Here is an 18736-nt window from a genome sequence, read left to right as displayed (position 1 = left end):
CCGGTTGCTCCTACCGTAGAGCCCACGCGGGGAAGCGCGCGACCATTCGTGTTAACACCGTGTAAAACCGGCGTTCATCGGCGGCGCAACCGGTTGCTCCCGCTCAGTAGGATGAGCGGACCGTCGCGCCATGCGGCGGCGGGACGAAGGGGGCGCGGTGACGACACTCGCCGATGTCGCCGCGCATGCGGGTGTGTCGAAGTCGACGGCATCCCGGGCGCTCAGCCGCCCCGACCTCGTCGCCCCCGAGACGGTCGCGCGCGTGCGCGCCGCGGCCGAGACGCTCGGCTTCATCCCGAACCGCGCCGCGAGCCACCTCGCTCGCGGGCGCAGCGGCATCGTCGCCCTCGTCGTGCCGACGCTCGACAACGCCTTCTTCACGCCGATCATCGCGGGGGCTCAGGAGCGCGCCCGCGAGTCCGACCTGCAGCTCACGGTCGCGGTGCACCGGCTCGACGACGTCGACGGGCTCGACGAGCTCGAGCGCCTCGCCCGGCAGGTCGACGGCTGCATCCTCGTTGCACCGCGCGGCCCCGACGACATCGTCCGTGCAGCCGGCGCCTTCGGGCCGACGGTCCTCGTCGACCGTGAGATCGACGGCATGACCTCGATCGTGGCCGACACCGCGAGCGCGTTCGCCGAGCTCGCGACGCGCCTGGCCGACGCGGGGCACCGCGGAATCGTCTACCTCGGAGGTCCGGAGGGATCATGGCAGGACCGGCAGCGCTCGGCCGCGATCGAGGCCGCCGTCGGCGAGCGCGTCGAGCTGACCGCGCTCGGTCCTTTTCCGGCGACGTTCGCGGCGGGTGTCGCGACCGCCGACGCGGTCATCGACTCGGGCGCGACGGCGGCTGTGCCTTACGCGACATCCATCGGGCTCGGTCTCGTCTTCGCCCTCCGCGCTCGCGGCGTCGCCTCGCCCGGCGAGATCGTCGTCAGCGCGGAACGCCTGGTGGCCGAGGCGATCGGAGCCGACGACGTGCCCGCGATCGACGTCGACGGTGACGAGCTGGGCCGCGAAGCGATGGCCGCGCTCCTCCCGATGCTCGTCGCCCCCGGGTCCGGCCCGACCCGCCGTCGCCTCGATGTGTCGGTGCACTGGCCCGCGGCTCGACCCGCCGAGAACGCACTCACCCCGCGATAACGCACCATTCGCGGTGCGTTCTCGCGGCGACGGTGCGTTCTCGGCGCCGGCGCGCGCGGCGCGACGCGCGTCAGCGGGCGAAGCGGTCGGTCGCGGCGACGAGGGCGGCGGCGATGCCGGGCTCACCGGCCGAGTGGCCGGCGTCGTCGACCATGACGAACTCGGCCTCGGGCCAGGCCCGGTGCAGGTCCCATGCGGTCATCGGGGGCGTGCACGCGTCGTAGCGGCCCTGAACGATGACACCCGGGATGCCGCGGAGGCGGCCCGACGCGGCATCCTCGATCAGCTGCCCTTCACGCAGCCATCCGCCGTTGAGGAAGTAGTGGTTCTCGATCCGCGCGAACGCGGTCGCCGACTCCGCCTTCGTCATCCCGGCCACCAGCTCCGGGTCGGGACGGAGGGTCACGGTCGAGGCCTCCCAGCGCGTCCAGGCCTGGGCGGCGGGAACGTGCACCGCCGGATCGGGGTCGGTCAGCAGCCGGTGGTACGCCTCGATCAGTCGGCTCCGCTCGATGACCGGAACCGGGGCGAGGTAGTCCTCCCACAGGTCGGGGAACAGCGCTGCCGCCCCGCCCTCGTAGAACCACTCGAGCTCGTGGCGCCGCAGCGTGAAGATCCCGCGCAGCACCAGCTCCGAGACGACATCCGGGTGCGACTGCGCGTAGGCGAGGGCGAGTGTCGAGCCCCACGAGCCCCCGAAGACCTGCCACCGGTCGATGCCGAGGTTGCGCCGCAGCAGCTCGATGTCGGCGACGAGGTGCCACGTGGTGTTGTAGCGCAGGTCGGCGGCCGGATCACTCGCGTGCGGCGTCGACTTCCCGCAGCCTCGCTGGTCGAACAGGATGATGCGGTAGGCCTCGGGGTCGAAGAAGCGGCGGTGCCAGGGCGAGGTTCCGCCGCCGGGGCCGCCGTGCAGGAACACGACCGGCTTGCCCTCGGGATTGCCCGACTGCTCCCAATAGACGCGCTGACCGTCGCCGGCGAGCAGGAAGCCCGTCTCGTAGGGTTCGATCTCGGGATACAGGATGCCGGCCAGGGCGGCCGACACGCTCACCGTGCGGCTCCGCGGTCGCGTTCGTTCATGCGCTTTACCGTACCTGCGGCGCGTCGCCCACCGCGTCGCCCCACGGAGACGAGCCGGGATGCGCCGCCTCGGGCCCTCCGTCCGAAACGCCGCTCGCGTCGACCAGCTCGCGGGGATCGCGGATCGAGCGCAGCGGCGACAGCACGACCCAGACGACCGTCAGCATGACGCCCGCACCCGCGATGGCCATCCCGGCCCGGGTGCCCACCAGCTCACCGAGCCCGCCGCCGATCGCCGCGCCGATCGCGACCACCCCGTACGAGACCCAGCGCATCGTCGCGTTCACGCGCCCGAGGACCTCGTCCGGCGTCCGCAGCTGACGCAACGTCACGGCGACGACACTCGATAGCGACGTGCCGGCTCCGTTCAGCGCGAAGGCCGCGGCCAGCACCGCCACCAGCACCGTGGCCGACCAGGATGCGGGCACGAGCGGCAGCATCGACAGGGCGATGCTCTCCGCGACTGCGCATGCGATCAAGGCCGGCCCCGCCCCGAAGCGGCGCACCGCTGCCGGGGCACTCGCCGCGGCCGCCACGGCACCGACGGCACCGAGCCCGAAGATCAGCCCGAGCTGCCCCGCATCCAGCCCGAGCTCGCGGACGGCGTGCACCGTGAACAGCACCGTGATCGCCTGGGCGAACAGGTTGTAGATGGCGGCGAATCCGACGAGGGCGATCAGGAAGCGATCTCGCCGCACGAAACGCAAGCCCTCGCGCAACTCCGGCAGCGCACCGCGGCCGCTGGGGACGGGGCGGTGTTCCCGGGTGGAGATGCTCGTCAGGGCGAGTGCCGAGACGAGGTACGTGGCCGCGGGAGCGATGAGGGCCCAGGCGGCGGTCAGCGTCTGGACGAGCAGCCCCGCCATCCCGGGGCCGCCGATCTGAGCTACGGCGGCCGTCGCCTGCAGGCGACCGTTCGCGCGCTCGAGATGAGACCGGCCCGCGACGGTGGGCAGATAGGACTGGTAGCTCACGTCGAACGCCACGGTGAAGGCGCCCAAGAGCAGGACAAGCCCGACGAGAGCGGGCAACGTCAGCACCCCGGCGACGGCGAGGCCGACGATCACGACCGTCAGGAAAGCTCGGGCGAGGTCCGCGACGATCAGGATGCGGCGGCGACGGGACCGATCGACGAGCACGCCGAGCGGCAGCGCGAGGAGCAGGAACGGCATCCATTTCGCCGCGCCGAGCAGCCCCACCTCGCCGGCGCTCGCCCCGAGCACCACGACGGCGAGCAGCGGAAGAGCGAGGTCGCCGACCTGCGCTCCGACAGAGGAGGCCCCCTGCGCGACCCAGAGACGGCGGAAGTCCGCGCCGAGACCGTCCGCGGAGTGCCTAATGGGTGCTCTGGCTTTCATGCGTTACACACTGTCAGCCCTGAACTAATGGCACAAGCGGACGACGAGCGTTAGCATTCATTCGTGGCGCAGTCCGACGCAGCGGCGTTCCCCCGGGTCGCGGGGCACCCCGCTCTCGATCTGGTCGACACGGTGCACTGGCGGCTCGACCCGCAACGCGCGATTGACACCCTCCGCGACTTCGACGACGTCGTGTCGTGGTGCCACCAGATGGATGTCGGCGCCGCGACGGGCGCCGGGAGAAGCGCACTGTCCCGGGCCGAATCGGACGTGGCGGCCCGGGAGCACCGCGCGGTCGTCGCGCTTCGCGAGGCGGTCTACGAAGCGGTGTTCCAGCATTCCTCGGCGGCAGCCGATCTCATCGCCCGCGAGCACGTCGACGCCCTCGCCCGCTCGTCGCTGAGCTTCGACGAGCCCGCCTCAGCGTGGGTGTGGGTGCCGCCCGCTGATCTCTCCGGACCGCGCGCGGCGGTGGCCATGAGCGCCCACGACCTGCTGACATCCGATCTCACCACCGCACGGCAGTGCGCCGACGACGCCTGCGGGTGGGTCTACCTCGACCGCTCACCTCGACGCAATCGGATCTGGTGCACCGCCGCCGGGTGCGGCAACCGCAACCGTGTGGCCCGGCACCAGGCGAAGCAGAAGGCCTGACCGCGAGGTCGATTCTCCGGTCCGGCACCCCGTGCGGCCGCGACGGCAGGAATAGGCTCGGCACATGGACGCCACCACCGTCACCGTCACCGGCGCGGCCGGCCAGATCGGCTACGCCCTGCTGTTCCGCATCGCCTCCGGCGAGATGCTCGGCCCCGACCGGCCCGTGAGTCTCCGCCTCCTCGAGATCCCCGACGGCGTCCGCGCCGCGGAGGGAACGGCGCTCGAGCTGCAGGACTGCGCGTTCCCGCTGCTGCGCTCGGTCGAGGTCACGGATGACGCGCGCACGGGGTTCGCGGGTGCCAACATCGCGATGCTCGTGGGTGCCCGGCCCCGATCGGCCGGCATGGAGCGCGGCGACCTGCTCGCCGCCAACGCGGGCATCTTCGGCCCGCAGGGCGCGGCCATCGCGGCATCCGCGGCATCCGACGTCCGCGTGCTGGTCGTGGGCAATCCCGCCAACACGAACGCGCTGATCGCGGCGTCGGCGGCCGAAGGCGTACCCGCCGAGCGCTTCAGCGCCATGACCCGCCTCGATCACGAGCGCGCCGTCGCTCAGCTCGCCGCGCGGCTCGAGGTGCCCGTGAACGACATCGAGGGCGTGGTCATCTGGGGCAACCACTCCGCGACGCAGTTCCCCGACATCGCCTCCGCGACCGTCGCCGGGCGCCTAGCGATCGACGCGCTCGCCGAACGGCTGGGCGGAACGGATGCCGCACGGGCCTGGCTCGACGACCAGTTCGTGCCTCGCGTCGCGAAGCGCGGCGCCGAGATCATCGCGGTGCGCGGGGCGTCATCTGCCGCATCGGCCGCCAACGCGGCACTGCGGCACGTGCGAGACGACGTGCTCGGCACTGACGGCCGGCGCACCTCGGCCGCCGTCGTCTCGCGCGGCGAGTACGGCGTGCCCGAGGGCCTGGTGTGCTCCTTCCCCGTCACGAGCGACGGCTCGGGTTATCGCGTCGTAACGGGGCTCGAGCTCGACGAACGCGGCCGAACCCGGCTCGACGCATCGGTCGCCGAGCTCATCGACGAGCGCGACGCCGTCCGAGCCCTCGGCATCCTCTGACAGGCACCCGGACGCGTGGAACTGCTGCCCGGACTCATCCTCGGTGTCGTCGCGATCGCCGTCTCGACCTCGCTGTCGAAACGTCTCGGTGTCGCGGGGCCGCTGATCCTCGTCGCGGTCGGACTGGCCGCGTCGTGGCTGCCGATCCTCGACGACTTCGAGGTCGACCCCGAGCTGATCCTCGTCGGCGTGCTGCCTCCCCTGCTCTATGCGGCGGCGGTGCGTCTGCCCGCGGTCGAGTTCCGGCGCGATCTGCCGTCGATCTCGGGGCTCGCCGTCGCGCTCGTCGTCATCAGCGCGCTCGCGATCGGCGGCTTCCTCACCCTTGTTCTGCCCCAGCTCGGGTTTCCGCTGGCGGTGGCGCTCGGGGCGGTGCTGAGCCCGAGCGACGCCGTCGCGACCTCGATCGTCAAGCGGCTCGGCATATCCCCGCGGGTCGTGACGATCCTCGAGGGTGAGAGCCTCATCAACGACGCCACCGCCCTCGTTCTGCTGCGCAGCGCGATCGCGGCGGTCGCCGGCGGGTTCGCATTCGCCGACACGGTCGGAACCTTCGTCTGGGGAATCGTCGCCGCCGTGATCGTGGGGGTCGTCGTCGGCGGACTGAACCTGCGCGTCCGGGCGCGCATGAGCACGGTCGCCGCCACCGCCCTCGGATTCATCGTCCCGTTCGTGGCGTACCTGCCGACCGAGCACCTCGGCGGCTCTGGGCTCGTCGCCGCCGTCGCGGCGGGCATCACCACGGGTCAAGGTGCCGCACGACGCTTCACCGCCGAGCAGCGAGTCTCCGACGAGATCAACTGGCGCACGGTCGAGCTCGTGCTCGAGGGCGGGGTTTTCCTCGTGATGGGGCTGGAGCTGCGCGGCATCCTCGACGACAACTTCCGGCAGCAGAGCGGTCCCGGAAAGGCGATCCTGCTCGCCCTCGGCTCGCTCGCGATCCTGCTCGCCATCCGCGCCGTCTACGTCGCGGGGCTCATCTTCTTCCAGGGGCGTCGTGCACGCCTGCGCCAGCGCGACCGCCTCGAGCAGATCTCGGAGCGCCTCGACAGCCTGCCGCCTGATTTCGCCGGGCGCGGCCGCAATCCCGGGGCCACGCGCCGGCGTCTGGAGAGCATGCGCACCCGGGTGACCCGGGCGTTCCACGACCTCGACTACTACGAGGCGTCGCCGCTGGGCTGGAAGCACGGCACGATCATCGTGTGGGCCGGGATGCGAGGGGTCGTCACCCTCGCCGCGGCGCAGACCCTTCCCCGTGAGACCCCGGAGCGCGAGCTCCTCATCCTCACCGCGTTCCTGGTCGCCGTCGTCAGCTTGCTCCTTCAGGGCCTCACGCTGCCGGCTCTGGTGCGGGCGCTTCGTATCCCGAGCAGCACCGCCGACAGCTCGCTGCTGCGCGAGGAGGAGGAAGCGCTCGACGCCGAGCTGCGCACCGCGGCGATCGACCGGCTGGCCGACCCGACACTCGCCGTCGAAGAAGGCGGCAAGTGGGACGCCCGGACGCTGACGATCGCGCGCCGCCGGCTGGAGCACGCCGCCGACGAGGACGCCGGCGCCCTCGCCCGCGAGCTGCAGCTGCTGCTCATCGGTGCGATGCGCACGCGACTGCTCGAGCTGTCGAGCGAGGGCGCGTTCTCGTCCGAGGTGCTGCGCGAGTCGCAACGTCGGCTCGACTCGCAGCAGGTGAGCCTCGAGATGCGCCAGAACGACCTCTGACGCGAACTCGTGGTGAAAACCGTTCTCGCGTCGGCGACAATGAGAGGGTGAGCACCCCGACCGACGACGACCGGACCACGCGCCCGGCGGCGGACTACGCCGAGACGCGTACGATCGCGCTGCCCGACTCCCCCGTCGACGAGCTGCCCGACAGCTTCGCGGCCCTGCAGCCGAGCCCGGAGTGGTGGGCTGCCCGCCCTGCCGGCGCTCGCCTCGTCGGTCTGGTCGTCTCGCGCGACGACATGCCGAGCATCGTGGCGCAGCGCGACGCCCTGGCCCAGTTCGGCGTTCCGATCGAGGGCTTCCGGCATCCCGCCCCCGAGACCGGAGAAAGCTGGCAGGAGCGCCTGTCGCGACTGTTCGGCCATCTGACGGCGGGCGATGTCGTCGTGGTCTCGGACGTGCACGCGCTCGGCCGCGACGCCGACGAGGAGACCCGGACGATCGCCGAGCTGCGCCGGCGTTCCGTGATCGTGAAGGTGCTCGGCTCGCGCCAGGCCTGAGGCCGGTCAGGCAGTCAGCGACGCCGTCGACTCGCCCGCCACGAGGTCGCCGGCGATCCGGTGCAAGCCCGGCTCGTACGGCTGTCCGTCGATGACGTCGGCCAGGTGAGCGGCCGCCCGGGCGCCCAGGTCGGCGAGGCGGAAGTCGATCGTGGTCAGGCTCTCATCGTCCTGGCCTGTGAGGCCCGAGATGTTGTCCATCCCGGTGATGGCGACATCCTCCGGCACGCGGACACCGGCCTCGGCGAGCGCAGCGATCACCGCGCGGGCGATCGTGTCGTTGCCGCAGCAGACGGCGTCGAACCTCTCGCCCGACGCGATCAGCCGCTCGGCGGCCTCGCGACCCCAGCCCCGTGACCAATCGCCGCGCAGCACGAGCTCGGGCGCGAGGTCGGCGCCGGCGGCCGCGAGGGCCGCGGCGAGGCCGTCCGCGCGCTCGCGCGCCGAGTGGTCGTCGGCAGAGGCCGTGATGTGCGCTATGCGCCGACGACCGGAGGCGATGAGATGCTCGCCGGCGCGCTTCCCGGCGGCGTAGCCGTCGTGGACGAACGATGCGTCGGCGGCGTCGTCGGAGATGCCGTAGACGTAGACCACCGGCGCGGGGAACCCCGCGGTGACGGAGCGGATCTCCGACCCGGAGCCGTCGCCGACGACGAGCAGCCCGTCGATGCTGCGGGCGCGGAGCTTGCGGACCGTGGCCGCCAGCACCGTGCGGTCGAGGTGCGAGTCGGTCACGAGAACCGAGAGGTCACGCGTGCCGAGGGTCGTCGTGGCACCGGTGAGAACGGGCATCGTGAAGGCGCCCGGGGCGTTCATGGTGAGCACGCCCACGGTGGCGCTGCGCCCCTGGACGAGGAACTGGCCCAGCGCGTTGGGCTGGAAGTCGAGCCGCTCGGCGGCCTCGAAGATGCGCTCGCGCGTGGCATCCGACGCCTTGCCCTGTCCGCGCAGCACCTTCGACACGGTCGACACCGAGACGCCGGCCACAGCCGCAACGTCACGGAGGGAAATCGCTTTTCTCGCCATCTCGCTTCGAGTCTATGACGTCGCCCCCGCGCGACGACGGAGACTCGACTTCCGAACACGTTCGGAATAGAATGAGGACATGAGCACAGCAGACCTCCGGTACCGCACTCGAAGGTCGTCGGATCTCAGCAAGCACCCCGCCGAGGTGTTCGCCGAGGCTGAAGACCACCCGGTCACGGTGACACGCCGCGACGGGGAGGACCTCGTACTGATGTCGCAACGGGAGGCCGACGGCCGGGCCCGCCTGCTGAACTTCGCTGCCCAGCTCATCACCGTGACCCTCGATGACGAGGGCTCACTCGGTGAACGCATGACAAAGGCCTTTCCGTGGATGCTCGCGCTATCGCTCTCGGACCGAGAGACCTGCGCTCAGGAACTGGTGGACGCCGCACGCGCTTCTTTCGCCACGAATCAGCCGCACCTCGCTGTGGCTGAACTGACGTCATGGCGCGAGACGGCCGCCGCTATCGCTGCGGGACTGGGCCACGACGATTTGGAGTGGCTCGACCTCGACGACGTTCAGACCGTGGAACGCCCCTGATCATGGCGGCAGGCAAAAGGGGAGAGCTGGTTCCGCGTCCCGCGAAGAAGGTCGAGTACGAGATCCGCTTCGCTACGGTCAATGCGCGCAAGGGATGGCTTGATCTGGTCGCGACGATCCGCAATTCGATGACGGAGACGTGGGACTTCCTCACTCGAACTCCTCTCTCACTCACCCCGACCAACTACCCGCTCAAAGGAGACCTCGCCCAGCTGGAGCGCGGAGGAAAGGTCTTCGACCGCTGGCAGCACAAGCCGACGATCAAAGGCACGGCGCGCGTCTGGTTCTTCGTCGATGACCGCACTGTGTGGCTGGAGCAGGTGCACACCAGCCATCCCAACGAGACCAAGTAGCCGCCCCGATTCTCCCGTCACGTGGCCCCCGGCGCCACATCGCCCGATCGGTCGACACGTAGCGAGACGACGGACTCCCGGCTCTCCCCGGGCTCGAGCTTCAGCGAGCCGAGCGCGTCGAGAGGTGTGCCGTACGGGTCGGCGGCCGGCTCGAGCCCGACGGCATCCATCGCACCCCACCACGGGAAGCCGGTGCTCCCCCGCTGTTCCTGCCACACGTAGAGTCGCGGCATCAGGCCCGCGTCCCAGGTCAGCGCGACCTCGACCCCGGCCTCGGGCGCGGTGATCGTCACGTCGCCCGCGGGCGCGGCGAGGTCGGTGAAGGATGCCGCGGGTGCCGGGTCGAGCGGCACGACGCGGTCGCCCGTGCGCACGGTAGAGGCCGGACCGAACAATTCGCCGGCGAACGCCGGGTGCTCGGCCCATCCATAGCTCACCGGCTCACTGCCCACGTTCCGTACCGCGGTCTCGATCACGAGCATGTTCGCGCGCACCGACATCCACCGGTCGATCGCGAGCGGGACGGTGCGAAGGACGACCGACGCGCGGCAGGCGTTGCGGCTGCCGGTCAGGCGCCACGTGCGCCAGGCCGCTTCGCCGTGAAACGGCTGGGGCGGAGACGCCGTTGCCGGGCTGTCGCCCGCCCGCGGCAGCAGCAGATGCCACCCGCCGCTGTAGGCGCGATGCCACTGCGCGCTCGAGTCGGCCACGACGAAGGCGTCGACGGGGTCGTCGGCCCACGGCGTCGACGCGAGCAGCTCACGCTCGGTGGGCAGGTGGCGCAGCGACGAGATGCGAGCCCCGTCTGCCTCGACGACCGCGACGAGGTCGTCCGACCCGATCCGGAACCGGGTCACGACGTCCGCCGGAGCGACCCGACGAGCCTGCGCACGCGGTCGACGGGCTCGCGGAAGAGCCCGCCGCCGATCCCGACGGCGATCGCGCCCGCGGCGATCCAGTCGGCGGCGTCGTCGACGCCGATGCCGCCGGTCGGCATGATCGCGACGTCGGGCAGCACGTCTCGAACCGCGCGCAGGTGCCCGAGACCGCCGCTCGCGGCGGGGAAGAGCTTCGCCATGCCGCTCGTTCCGGCAGCGGCGCGGAGCTCCGTCGGGGTGAATCCGCCCGCGATGAAGGCCGCTTCCCCGGCCGCCGCGCGCACGGCATCACCGATGATCGTCGGCGACACGAGGAAGCGTGCCGCGGCATCCCGCGCCGCCTCAGCCTGGGCCACCGTCGTGACGGTTCCCGCACCCAGCAGGATGCGATCGAACGCGGTGTCACCGGCGATCTCCGCCAGCACGCGGTCCCACCCCGGGGTGGTCGTCGTGATCTCGAGCACCGGCAGGTCGGCGTCGACGGCGAAGTCGATCTGCCGACGCAGTTCCGCCTCCGACGGCGCCCGCAGCACGGCGACGACGGCGGCGGCGCGGAGCGCGGCGCGCACGTCCGCGGTCATCGCCCCGCCTCCGCGAGCTCGCGCCGGGCCGCTTCGAAGGCGTCGAGCTCGGCACGCCGCGGAAAGCCGTCGTGATCGCCGGGATCGGCCACGACCCGGGCCGCGCACCACGCGGCGATGGGCAACGCGACATCGACGGTGTCGCCGCGCAGCGTGCACGAGATCCACGCGGCGGCGAACGCGTCGCCTGCGCCGACGGGGTGCGTCGGCTCGGCGACGACGGAGGCCGGGGTGAAACGCCGACCGTCGGCGTCTCCGGCCAGCGCGCCGCGACCGCCGAGCTTGACCACGACGACGCGGGGGCCCCGGCGGGCGAGATCGTCGACGGCGGCTTCCGTCGAGGTGGTGCCGGTGAGAATGCGTGCCTCGTCCTCGTTGCAGAAGAACGTGTCGACGACGTCGAGCCAGTCGTCGACGACCGCTCGAAGCGCGTCCTCCGACATCAGCTGGGGCCGGTGGTTGGCATCGAGCGAGATGGGGATGCCGCGCATCGACGCCTCGTGCAGGACGTTCTCGAACAGCCCCTTCGGGCCCGCGCCGAGGGCCGGCGTGATGCACGTCGCGTGCAGCCAGTCGGCTCCGTCGAGCGCAGCCGCCGGAAGATCATCCGAGCGCAGCCGGCTCGCGGCACTCGTGGCGCGATAGTGCTCGGAGCGGATGTCGCCGTCGTCGAGGCGCTGCTTGACGATCAGCCCCGTCTGCTCCCCCGGCGCCGCGACGACGAGACGATCGTCGATGCGCTCGGCCCGCAGTGTCTCGCGCACGAGCCCGGCGAAAGCGTCGTCACCGAGACGCGAGGCCCACGCGACATCGTGCCCGAGCCGCGCGAGCCCGACCGCCGTGTTGAGTTCGGCACCCGCGACGGTCGCGCGGGTCAGGGTTCCCGCCTCGTCGACGGTCGCGGTGGCGAGCGCCTCGCCGAAGGTCACGATCCGGGCGCTCATCGTTCGCCGCCGCTGTGAGCGGGGCGCAGCACGAACAGTGCGTCGCCGGTGAACTCGGGCTGCTCGAGCCGGATGCCGCCGTCCACCGCGGTCCACCGCGCGGCATCGGGTCGCCGCGCCGCCAGGTCGTGGACGGTGACCTCCATGCCGGCAGCCTCGACGTCGCCGAGAACGAGGGTGAGCGCGAAGGGGGTGGGCGCGTAAACGGCGATCGTGCCGTCGGGAGCGCGCCCGGTGACGACCCCGGAGGGCTCCGCGACGAGCAGATCGGGAGCCGCGTCGAGTCCCCACAGCCGTTCCGCGTCGACGACCCGGCGGAGGTAGGCGACATCGTCGGCGCCGGGGAACGCGGCGGCGACGGAGAACGGGAAGGGCGCCCCGTGCACGTCTTCGGCTGAGAATCCCTCGCCGCGACGATGCCACGACCAGACGCCGTGCGCGCCGTACCCCAGGCCTGCGGCAGCACCCGAGACGACGCCGGTCCAGCTGGCGCGACGGACGTCGGCGGCCGAGTGCCGCGCGGCGCCGCGGAAACGCCCGAGTCCCTCGTAGCAGGGCTCGAGGTTGATGATCGGTCGAGCGACATCGAGCGCGCGGTAGTAGTGGGTGAGGTCGGCGGGCAGGGTCTCCCACGCCTCGTTGTGCCCCGACTGCAGCGAATGGAAGTCGACGAGCTCGCTGTCGGCCAGCGGCTGCGGCATCCTCGCGGTCGGAGTGTCGTGCCACGTGACCAGCTGGCCGGGTGCCACCTCGCGCAGCAGCGCCGCCACCGAGCTGTACCGCTCGAGCGCGACGTCGTCGTCGAGGTCGTCGTCGCCCGACACGATCCAGATCGGGTCGAAGCGGCGGAACCTCGCGACCGTTTCGCGCACGTAGGTCTCGGTCTGGTCCGCGCTGAGCACGTGCTCGGGCGTGAGTCGGGAGCCCCACGTACCCGGGACGAAGTTGTTCCACAGGAGCACGAGCATCGGCGTGAAGCCGCGCTCACGAGCCTGCTCGAGGAGCCGCTCCGCCTCGGTCCAGTAATCCGGATCGCCGGCGCCGAAATCGACGGCGCCCTCGCGCAGGGCGTACGGCGAGCGGGTGCCCGTCGATCGGTCGTGCTCGATGGGCAGGACGCTGATCAGCAGGGCGTTGAAGCCCTGACGCCGACGGAGCTCGAGATGGTCGAGCCATTCGTTCTCGGTGGGCCCGCCGAAGGCCGCCCAGACGGTGTCGGCCAGGAGGAACGTCGGTTCGCCGCCGTGCAGCAGCCAGCGCCCCGAGGGCGCGATCGACCAGGTGGTCATGGATCTCTTTCGGGTTCGGGTTCGGGTTCGGAGGTTCGAGAAGCCGACGCTCAGGGCGCGATGAGGGCGCCGTCGGGCGCACGGACCCCCGCAGCCCAGGCGTCGTGCCCGGAGAGACCGGCGGGGAAGCGGGCGGCGGCGGCCTCGTCCATCTCGATCCCCCAGCCGGGGGCGTCGTTGGGCGTCAGCCAGCCGTCGACGATGTCGATCATGCCCGGGAAGACCTCATGGGTCTCGTCGTTGTAGACGTGGCCCTCCTGGATGCCGAAAGCCGGCGAGGTCACATCGAGCGCGACCGCCGCGGCCACGGCGAACGGCGAGGCGTCTCCGGGCGAATGCCAGGCCGTGCGCACACCCTCGATGTCGGCGAGGACCGCGAGCCGGCGCGCGGCGCTGACGCCCCCGACATCCGAGAGGTGGCTGCGGATGTAGTCGACGTGATGCTCGCGGATGAGGCGGGCGGCGTCGGTGAAGGATGTCGCGAGCTCGCCGACCGCGATCGGCACCGGTGACGCGGCCCGCACCTCGGCGAGGCGGTGCCAGTGCTCGGGTGCGAGCACGTCCTCGAGGAAGAAGGGCCGGTACGGCTCGAGCGAACGGGCGAGGGCGATCGCGGTCGCGGGGGTCAGTCGCGAGTGGGCGTCGTGCAGCAGCTCTACGCCGTCGCCGAGCGCCTCGCGCACGTGGGCGAACAGCTCCGGCGTGCGGACGAGATAGTCCTCGACCCGCCAGCCCGCGGGGTTCTTCGCCCACGCGAAGGAGCCCTCGACGGGCGGCGCGCCGTAATGTCCGACGCCCTGCTGGCCGGTCTGGATGCGCACGTGACGCTGGCCGGCGGAGATGAGCTCGCGCGCGTGAGCCGTGGTCTCATCGAGATCGGCGCCCTCGGCGTGCAGATAGGTGTCGGCCGCGGCACGCACCCGCCCGCCGAACAGCTCGTACACCGGCATCCCGGCGCGCTTGCCCGCGATGTCCCACAGCGCCATGTCGATGCCCGAGAGCGCGTTGTTTCCGACCGGGCCCTCGCGCCAGTAGCCGGTGAACCGCACCAGGCGCAGCAGGTCTTCGATGTCGCCGGGGTATCGACCGACGAGCAGCGGGCGCAGGTGATCGAGGAAGGCGACGACGGCCTGCCAGCGCTGCGTGAAGGTCGCGCAGCCGTATCCCCACAGCCCGTCCTGGTCGGTGTCGATGCGCACGACGACCAGCGGGATGCCCTCGGGCGCCGTCACGATCGCCCGCACGTCCGTGATGCGGACGTTCTCGCGCGGCATCCAGGGCTGATCGAAGGTCGTGGGCTCTGTCGTCATCGGTCGCTCCTCACGAGTGCCGGGTAGGGGGTGGCGGTGCCATCGTGGATCGACTCTCGGGGCTCGAAGCCGAGCACCGTCCGCGCCGTCGTCAGGTCGACGAGCGCGTCGTGCCCGGCGAGGTGCGCCGGCGGCTCGACCGCAGGCGCGTAGCGGCGCAGGAGCTCGGCCGTCGGCACGTCGAGGAGGGTGTCGCGGGCACTGAGCGGCACCACTTCGGCGCCGGCGACATCCGCCCAGAGCGCCCGCTCCACCGCGCGCACGGCGTCGGTCATGGTCAGGTACGCCCAGCCCTCGCGGGCCATCCGCACGGGATCCGCGCGGACCTCGTCGGCGACGTCGCGCAGGACGTGCGGCCATTTCACCAACGGGAACCGCAGCGCGACGACGTCCATGCCGTACCGCCGGTGGGCGTACCGGGCCGTCGCCTCGTCGGCGAGCTTCGACAGCGAGTAGGCGTCGGCGATGTCGGGCGGCGTCCCGGCGTCGAGCGGGAACGCCGGCGGGAACGTGTCGTGCGGGTTGTTCGGGTAGCCGATGGCGTTGATGCTGCTGGCGATGACCGCCCGGTGCACACCCGCCTCGGCGGCGCGCGTGAGCACGTTGAACGTCGCCGAGGTGTTGACGCGGAAGATGTCGTACGGGGTGCCGAGGCTCGGATGCGGGATGGCGGCGAAGTGCGCGACCGCGTCGGCGTCGCGCATCGCTTCCTCGACGTCGGCCCGCGAGGTCGCGTCGCCCGTGATCTGCCGGTCCGCGGGGTGTTCTCCGCCGAATGCGAGGGACAGCGCAGTGACCTGGTGGCCGCTCGCGACGAGATGGTCGCTGACCGCACGACCGATCTCGCCGTCGGCGCCGGTGACGAGGATGCGGCTCATCCCTTCACCCCGCCCGCCATGCTCGCGCCGCGCAGGAACTGGCGCTGGAAGATGAGGAACAGCGCCACGGGGATGATCAGCGAGAGGAACAGGGCCGCCATCTGCACGCTGAGCTCGGTCTGGTCGGCAAGGCGAGGCAGCGCCACCGACACCGGCTGCTTGTCGGGGTCGGGCAGCACGAGGAGGGGCCACAGGTAGTCCTTCCACGACGCCACGACCGTCAGCAGGCCGACGACTCCCAGAATGGGTCGCGACAGCGGCAGGACGATGCTCCACAGGATGCGCAGCGGGCCGGCGCCGTCGATGCGGGCCGCCTCGTAGAGGTCGGCGGGGATCGCCTCGAGAAACCGGGCGATGATGAGCACGTTGAACGCCGCTGCGCCCGCGGGCAGCCACACGGCCCACCAGGTGTTGATCAGCGAGACGCCCAGCACCGGCAGCTCGCGCACCGTCAGGTACAGCGGCACGAGCGAGACGATCGACGGGATGAACAGGGTGGCGAGGATGGCTCCGGAGAGCAGCTTGCCCCACCGCGGCCGGAGCACCGTGATGACGAAGGCCGCCGTCGTCGAGACGACGAGGGTCACGACGACCGATCCCGCCGCGAGGATCGCGGTGTTGGTGAGGTAGTGGCCGATGCGGCCCCGCTCCCACGCGATCGCGAGGTTCTCCCACTGCACGGTCCCGCTGGCGAAGAACGAGAACGGGCCGCGGATGAGGTCCTGCGTCGGCGAGACCGCGGCCAGCGCGAGCCAGATGAGCGGGCCGAGTCCGGCGATCAGCAGACCAGCCAGCACCACGACCTGTCCGATGCCGAGCCACACGCGCACCGAGGGACGCTGGCGGTCGCTGTCGGAGATGTTGGTGCGCGTGAGCGGATCGGGTGCGACGTCGCGACGCCGGGCGAGCCGCCGGGTGGGAAGTAGGGCGCTCATGCTCGGCTCCAGCGTCGGGTCAGTCGGAAGTAGAGGAGCGACAGCAGGCCGAGCGATGCGGCGAGCAGCACGCTCAGCGCGGTCGCGGCGCCGTAGTCGACGCGCACGAAGGCGTAGTCGTAGATCGTCATGAGCAGCGTCTTGGTGGCTCCCTGCGGACCACCGCCGGTGAAGAGGAACGGCTCGGTGAAGATCTGCATCGTGCCGATGATCTGCAGCAGCAGCATCGTCGCGATGATGCCGCGCATCTGCGGCAGGGTCACGTGCCAGACGCGACGCCAGATGCCGGCGCCGTCGAGCTCGGCGGCCTCGTAGAGCTCGGAGGGGATGCTCGTGAGTGCCGCGATGTAGATGATGATCGCCGTGCCCGCGCCGGCCCACGTCGTCTCGAGGACGATCGAGGGCATCGCGGTCGCCGTCGAGTTGAGCCAGGGCAGCGGTCCGATGCCGACCCAGCCGAGCACGGTGTTGAAGAGGCCGTCGGCGTCGGGGGCGTAGAAGAACTTCCACAGCAGGATCGCGACGACCGGCGGCACCATGACCGGCAAGTAGGCGAGCGCGCTGAAGTACCAGCTGCGCGAACGCATCTCGGAGATGAAGACGGCGAGGGCCAGCGGCACCGGGAATCCGAACAGCACGGCGAGGACCGTGTAGTAGATCGTGTTCAGGGTCGCCTGCGGCAGCCCGGGGTCGGAGAGGACGTACGCGAAGTTCTCCCACCCGACGAAGCTGCTCTCGCCGCCGATGACGACGCGCTGCACGCTCATGGCGAGCGAGCTGACGATCGGTCCCCACGAGAAGTACAGGAAGACGAGGATCGCGGGCGCCGCGATGGCGAGCGCCGTCAGGCTGGGACGCCAACGGCGGCGCCGCCGCGGCGGGGCGGTCTCGGGGGATGCGGACGCGGATGTCGTCGTCCGGGTCCGCGGTCTCACGTCGGTCATGGGGTCCTCCGGTCGGGGGCGGGCCGAGGTCGTCGGCCCGCCCCGTCGGGTCAGCGGCTCAGGCGGGACTGGACGTCGCTCTGAGCGGTGGAGAGAAGAGCGGGGATGTCGGCGCCCTTGTCGGTGAGCACCGTCTGGACGACGGTGTCGAGCGCGCCGTAGACCTCCTGCGCGTTGTTCACGGGCTCGGGCACGATCGGGATGTCGGCCGAGGCCTCGAGGTAGGGCGTGAAGTTCTCACTCGGAACGTTGATGTAGTCGGCGATCCAGGTGAAGTACTCGGAGTACTGATCGGCGTTGACGACCGGCAGTCCGGGCAGGCCTGTGACCGAGCCGGCCTCGTTCGAGGCGCGCGCGTCATCGACGGCGGTGTCCTCGTCGAGGAAGCGCTGGAGGTAGAAGAACTCCACCCACTTCACGGCGGCGGCCTTCTCGGCGTCGCTCGCGTTCGGGTTGACGATCTGCACCGTGCCACCGCTCAGCGTGCCCTGCGTACCGCTGGACTGCGGCATCCCGCCGATGCCGAACTGTTCGGCGGGCAGCTTCAGGTTCTGGACGACGTTGTAGTACGAGTCGCTCGCACCGAGGATCATGCCGATCTTGCCGGCGGCGAAGTCCTGCCCCTGTGACTGGACGTCGTAGAGGGTGTTCTCCGGGAGCGTGCCGTCATCCCAGCGCATCGTCTGCAGCAGTTCGAGCGCGTCGGTCGACGGGGTGTCGTCGAAGGTCGCCTTCGATCCGTCCTCGTTCTCGACTGTCCCGCCGAACGAGTAGGTCATACCGGTGAACTGCCACCCGCCGGTGTTCGCGGTCGTCAGCACGGAGAAGCCGGCGGCGTCGGTCGCGTCGGTGATCTTCTTCGCCGCCTCGCGGACCTCGTCCCAGGTCTTCGGCGGGTTCTCGGGGTCGAGACCCGCCTGGGCGAAGAGATCGCGGTTGTAGACGAGTCCGAACGAGTACGCGTTCGTCGGGATCGCGAAGACACGGTCTTCGCTGTTCTTCGTGAGGGCGAGGATGGTCGGGTTCAGCGCGTCGAGCAGCCCCTCGCTCTCGAGCGCGTCGGTGATGTCGGCTGCCTGGTTGCGCTTGATGAGCCCTTGCGGCTCGGTGAGCGGGACGCTCATGACATCGGGCAGGCTGCCGCCGGCGGCGAGCGCCTGGAACGTCGAGGCGTCGTAGCCCGTCTCGACGGGCTGCAGGTCGATGTCGGGGTTCGCCTTCTCGAACGCGGCGACGCGCTCGTCGAAGTAGGCGCGGTCCTCCGGCCGGTCGGCGGTCGGGCGATCGCCGATCTCGATCGTGACGGTACCGTCGGCGGGGGCCGATGCGTCGCTGCTGCAGCCCGCGAGGGCGGCGATGGACAGGCCTCCGACCGCGATTGCGGCCGCGACGGAACGGAAACGTTTCGTCATTGAAACTCCTAGGTGTGAGTGGCAAGCAGGAAAAACGATTGCTCTCCGATGTCTAGCACTTCTCGACCCGACACGTCAAAACAAAAGTGTTCGAGCGTGTCGAGGCGCCGGAGATCCG

Annotated in this window: 19 protein-coding genes; 7 read left to right on the top strand and 12 right to left on the bottom strand. The window is 71.2% G+C overall.

What is annotated here, in order from left to right; genetic code table 11:
* Positions 1-157 precede the first annotated feature (157 nt).
* Positions 158-1144: a LacI family DNA-binding transcriptional regulator gene (locus DO944_RS06820; protein ID WP_112615943.1), complete on the top strand. Its 987-nt coding sequence runs from the start codon at positions 158-160 to the stop codon at positions 1142-1144.
* Positions 1145-1214: 70 nt separating this feature from the next.
* Here DO944_RS06820 and pip read toward each other — a convergent pair whose 3' ends face one another.
* Both pip and DO944_RS06810 read right to left on the bottom strand, forming a co-directional pair.
* Positions 1215-2192 (bottom strand): prolyl aminopeptidase, encoded by a 978-nt coding sequence (gene pip, locus DO944_RS06815; protein ID WP_181574197.1) that lies wholly within the window; start codon positions 2190-2192, stop codon positions 1215-1217.
* A gap of 40 nt (positions 2193-2232) precedes the next feature.
* Entirely contained in the window at positions 2233-3585 is a 1353-nt protein-coding gene (locus tag DO944_RS06810; RefSeq protein WP_112615941.1) for an MFS transporter, read from the bottom strand.
* Positions 3586-3648: 63 nt separating this feature from the next.
* Here DO944_RS06810 and DO944_RS06805 point away from each other — a divergent pair, with 63 nt between their 5' ends.
* From DO944_RS06805 to DO944_RS06790, 4 genes are all read left to right on the top strand, one after another.
* Complete coding sequence (locus DO944_RS06805) at positions 3649-4239, top strand: CGNR zinc finger domain-containing protein (protein ID WP_112615939.1); 591 nt, start codon at positions 3649-3651, stop codon at positions 4237-4239.
* Positions 4240-4303: 64 nt separating this feature from the next.
* Entirely contained in the window at positions 4304-5308 is a 1005-nt protein-coding gene (locus DO944_RS06800) for a malate dehydrogenase (protein ID WP_112615937.1), read from the top strand.
* Between the two features lie 15 nt (positions 5309-5323).
* A complete protein-coding gene (locus DO944_RS06795; protein ID WP_112615935.1) occupies positions 5324-7024 on the top strand; it encodes a sodium:proton antiporter in 1701 nt (566 codons plus the stop codon).
* Positions 7025-7071: 47 nt separating this feature from the next.
* Positions 7072-7527, top strand: a complete 456-nt coding sequence (locus DO944_RS06790) for a recombinase family protein (RefSeq protein ID WP_023952973.1) — start codon at positions 7072-7074, stop codon at positions 7525-7527.
* Between the two features lie 6 nt (positions 7528-7533).
* On the opposite strand, the gene DO944_RS06785 is transcribed toward DO944_RS06790, so the two are convergent.
* Entirely contained in the window at positions 7534-8553 is a 1020-nt protein-coding gene (locus DO944_RS06785; protein WP_112615933.1) for a LacI family DNA-binding transcriptional regulator, read from the bottom strand.
* 79 nt (positions 8554-8632) lie between these two features.
* Here DO944_RS06785 and DO944_RS06780 point away from each other — a divergent pair, with 79 nt between their 5' ends.
* On the top strand, positions 8633-9094 hold the full coding sequence (locus DO944_RS06780) for a type II toxin-antitoxin system Phd/YefM family antitoxin (RefSeq protein WP_112615931.1): 462 nt from the start codon (positions 8633-8635) through the stop codon (positions 9092-9094).
* Between the two features lie 2 nt (positions 9095-9096).
* A complete protein-coding gene (locus DO944_RS06775; RefSeq protein ID WP_112615929.1) occupies positions 9097-9447 on the top strand; it encodes a hypothetical protein in 351 nt (116 codons plus the stop codon).
* A gap of 17 nt (positions 9448-9464) precedes the next feature.
* Here DO944_RS06775 and DO944_RS06770 read toward each other — a convergent pair whose 3' ends face one another.
* From DO944_RS06770 to DO944_RS06730, 9 genes are read right to left on the bottom strand one after another with little or no spacing between them, the layout of a single operon-like run.
* The gene (locus tag DO944_RS06770) at positions 9465-10304 is read right to left on the bottom strand and encodes a hypothetical protein (protein WP_112615927.1); all 840 of its coding nucleotides are present in this window, start codon (positions 10302-10304) and stop codon (positions 9465-9467) included.
* Positions 10301-10906, bottom strand: coding sequence for a bifunctional 4-hydroxy-2-oxoglutarate aldolase/2-dehydro-3-deoxy-phosphogluconate aldolase (locus DO944_RS06765; RefSeq protein WP_112615925.1), 606 nt, complete (start codon positions 10904-10906; stop codon positions 10301-10303). Before DO944_RS06765 ends, DO944_RS06770 begins: the two co-directional genes overlap by 4 nt.
* Positions 10903-11850, bottom strand: a complete 948-nt coding sequence (locus DO944_RS06760) for a sugar kinase (RefSeq protein WP_112615923.1) — start codon at positions 11848-11850, stop codon at positions 10903-10905. Before DO944_RS06760 ends, DO944_RS06765 begins: the two co-directional genes overlap by 4 nt.
* Positions 11847-13139 carry a DUF4038 domain-containing protein gene (locus DO944_RS06755; RefSeq protein WP_112615921.1) on the bottom strand — a complete coding sequence of 431 codons (1293 nt, stop codon included), beginning with the start codon at positions 13137-13139 and terminating at the stop codon, positions 11847-11849. Before DO944_RS06755 ends, DO944_RS06760 begins: the two co-directional genes overlap by 4 nt.
* A gap of 50 nt (positions 13140-13189) precedes the next feature.
* Positions 13190-14449, bottom strand: coding sequence for an enolase C-terminal domain-like protein (locus DO944_RS06750; RefSeq protein WP_181574174.1), 1260 nt, complete (start codon positions 14447-14449; stop codon positions 13190-13192).
* Positions 14446-15327: an NAD(P)-dependent oxidoreductase gene (locus tag DO944_RS06745; protein WP_112615919.1), complete on the bottom strand. Its 882-nt coding sequence runs from the start codon at positions 15325-15327 to the stop codon at positions 14446-14448. Before DO944_RS06745 ends, DO944_RS06750 begins: the two co-directional genes overlap by 4 nt.
* Entirely contained in the window at positions 15324-16262 is a 939-nt protein-coding gene (locus DO944_RS06740) for a carbohydrate ABC transporter permease (RefSeq protein ID WP_112615917.1), read from the bottom strand. Before DO944_RS06740 ends, DO944_RS06745 begins: the two co-directional genes overlap by 4 nt.
* Entirely contained in the window at positions 16259-17206 is a 948-nt protein-coding gene (locus DO944_RS06735) for a carbohydrate ABC transporter permease (RefSeq protein WP_112615915.1), read from the bottom strand. Before DO944_RS06735 ends, DO944_RS06740 begins: the two co-directional genes overlap by 4 nt.
* A gap of 50 nt (positions 17207-17256) precedes the next feature.
* The gene (locus tag DO944_RS06730; protein ID WP_112616936.1) at positions 17257-18618 is read right to left on the bottom strand and encodes an extracellular solute-binding protein; all 1362 of its coding nucleotides are present in this window, start codon (positions 18616-18618) and stop codon (positions 17257-17259) included.
* Between the last annotated feature and the right edge of the window lie 118 nt (positions 18619-18736).

Origin of the sequence: Microbacterium sp. SMR1 (genome assembly GCF_003289625.1) — a bacterium.
GTDB lineage: Bacteria > Actinomycetota > Actinomycetes > Actinomycetales > Microbacteriaceae > Microbacterium > Microbacterium plantarum.
This window is presented reverse-complemented; position numbering and strand designations above follow the sequence as displayed.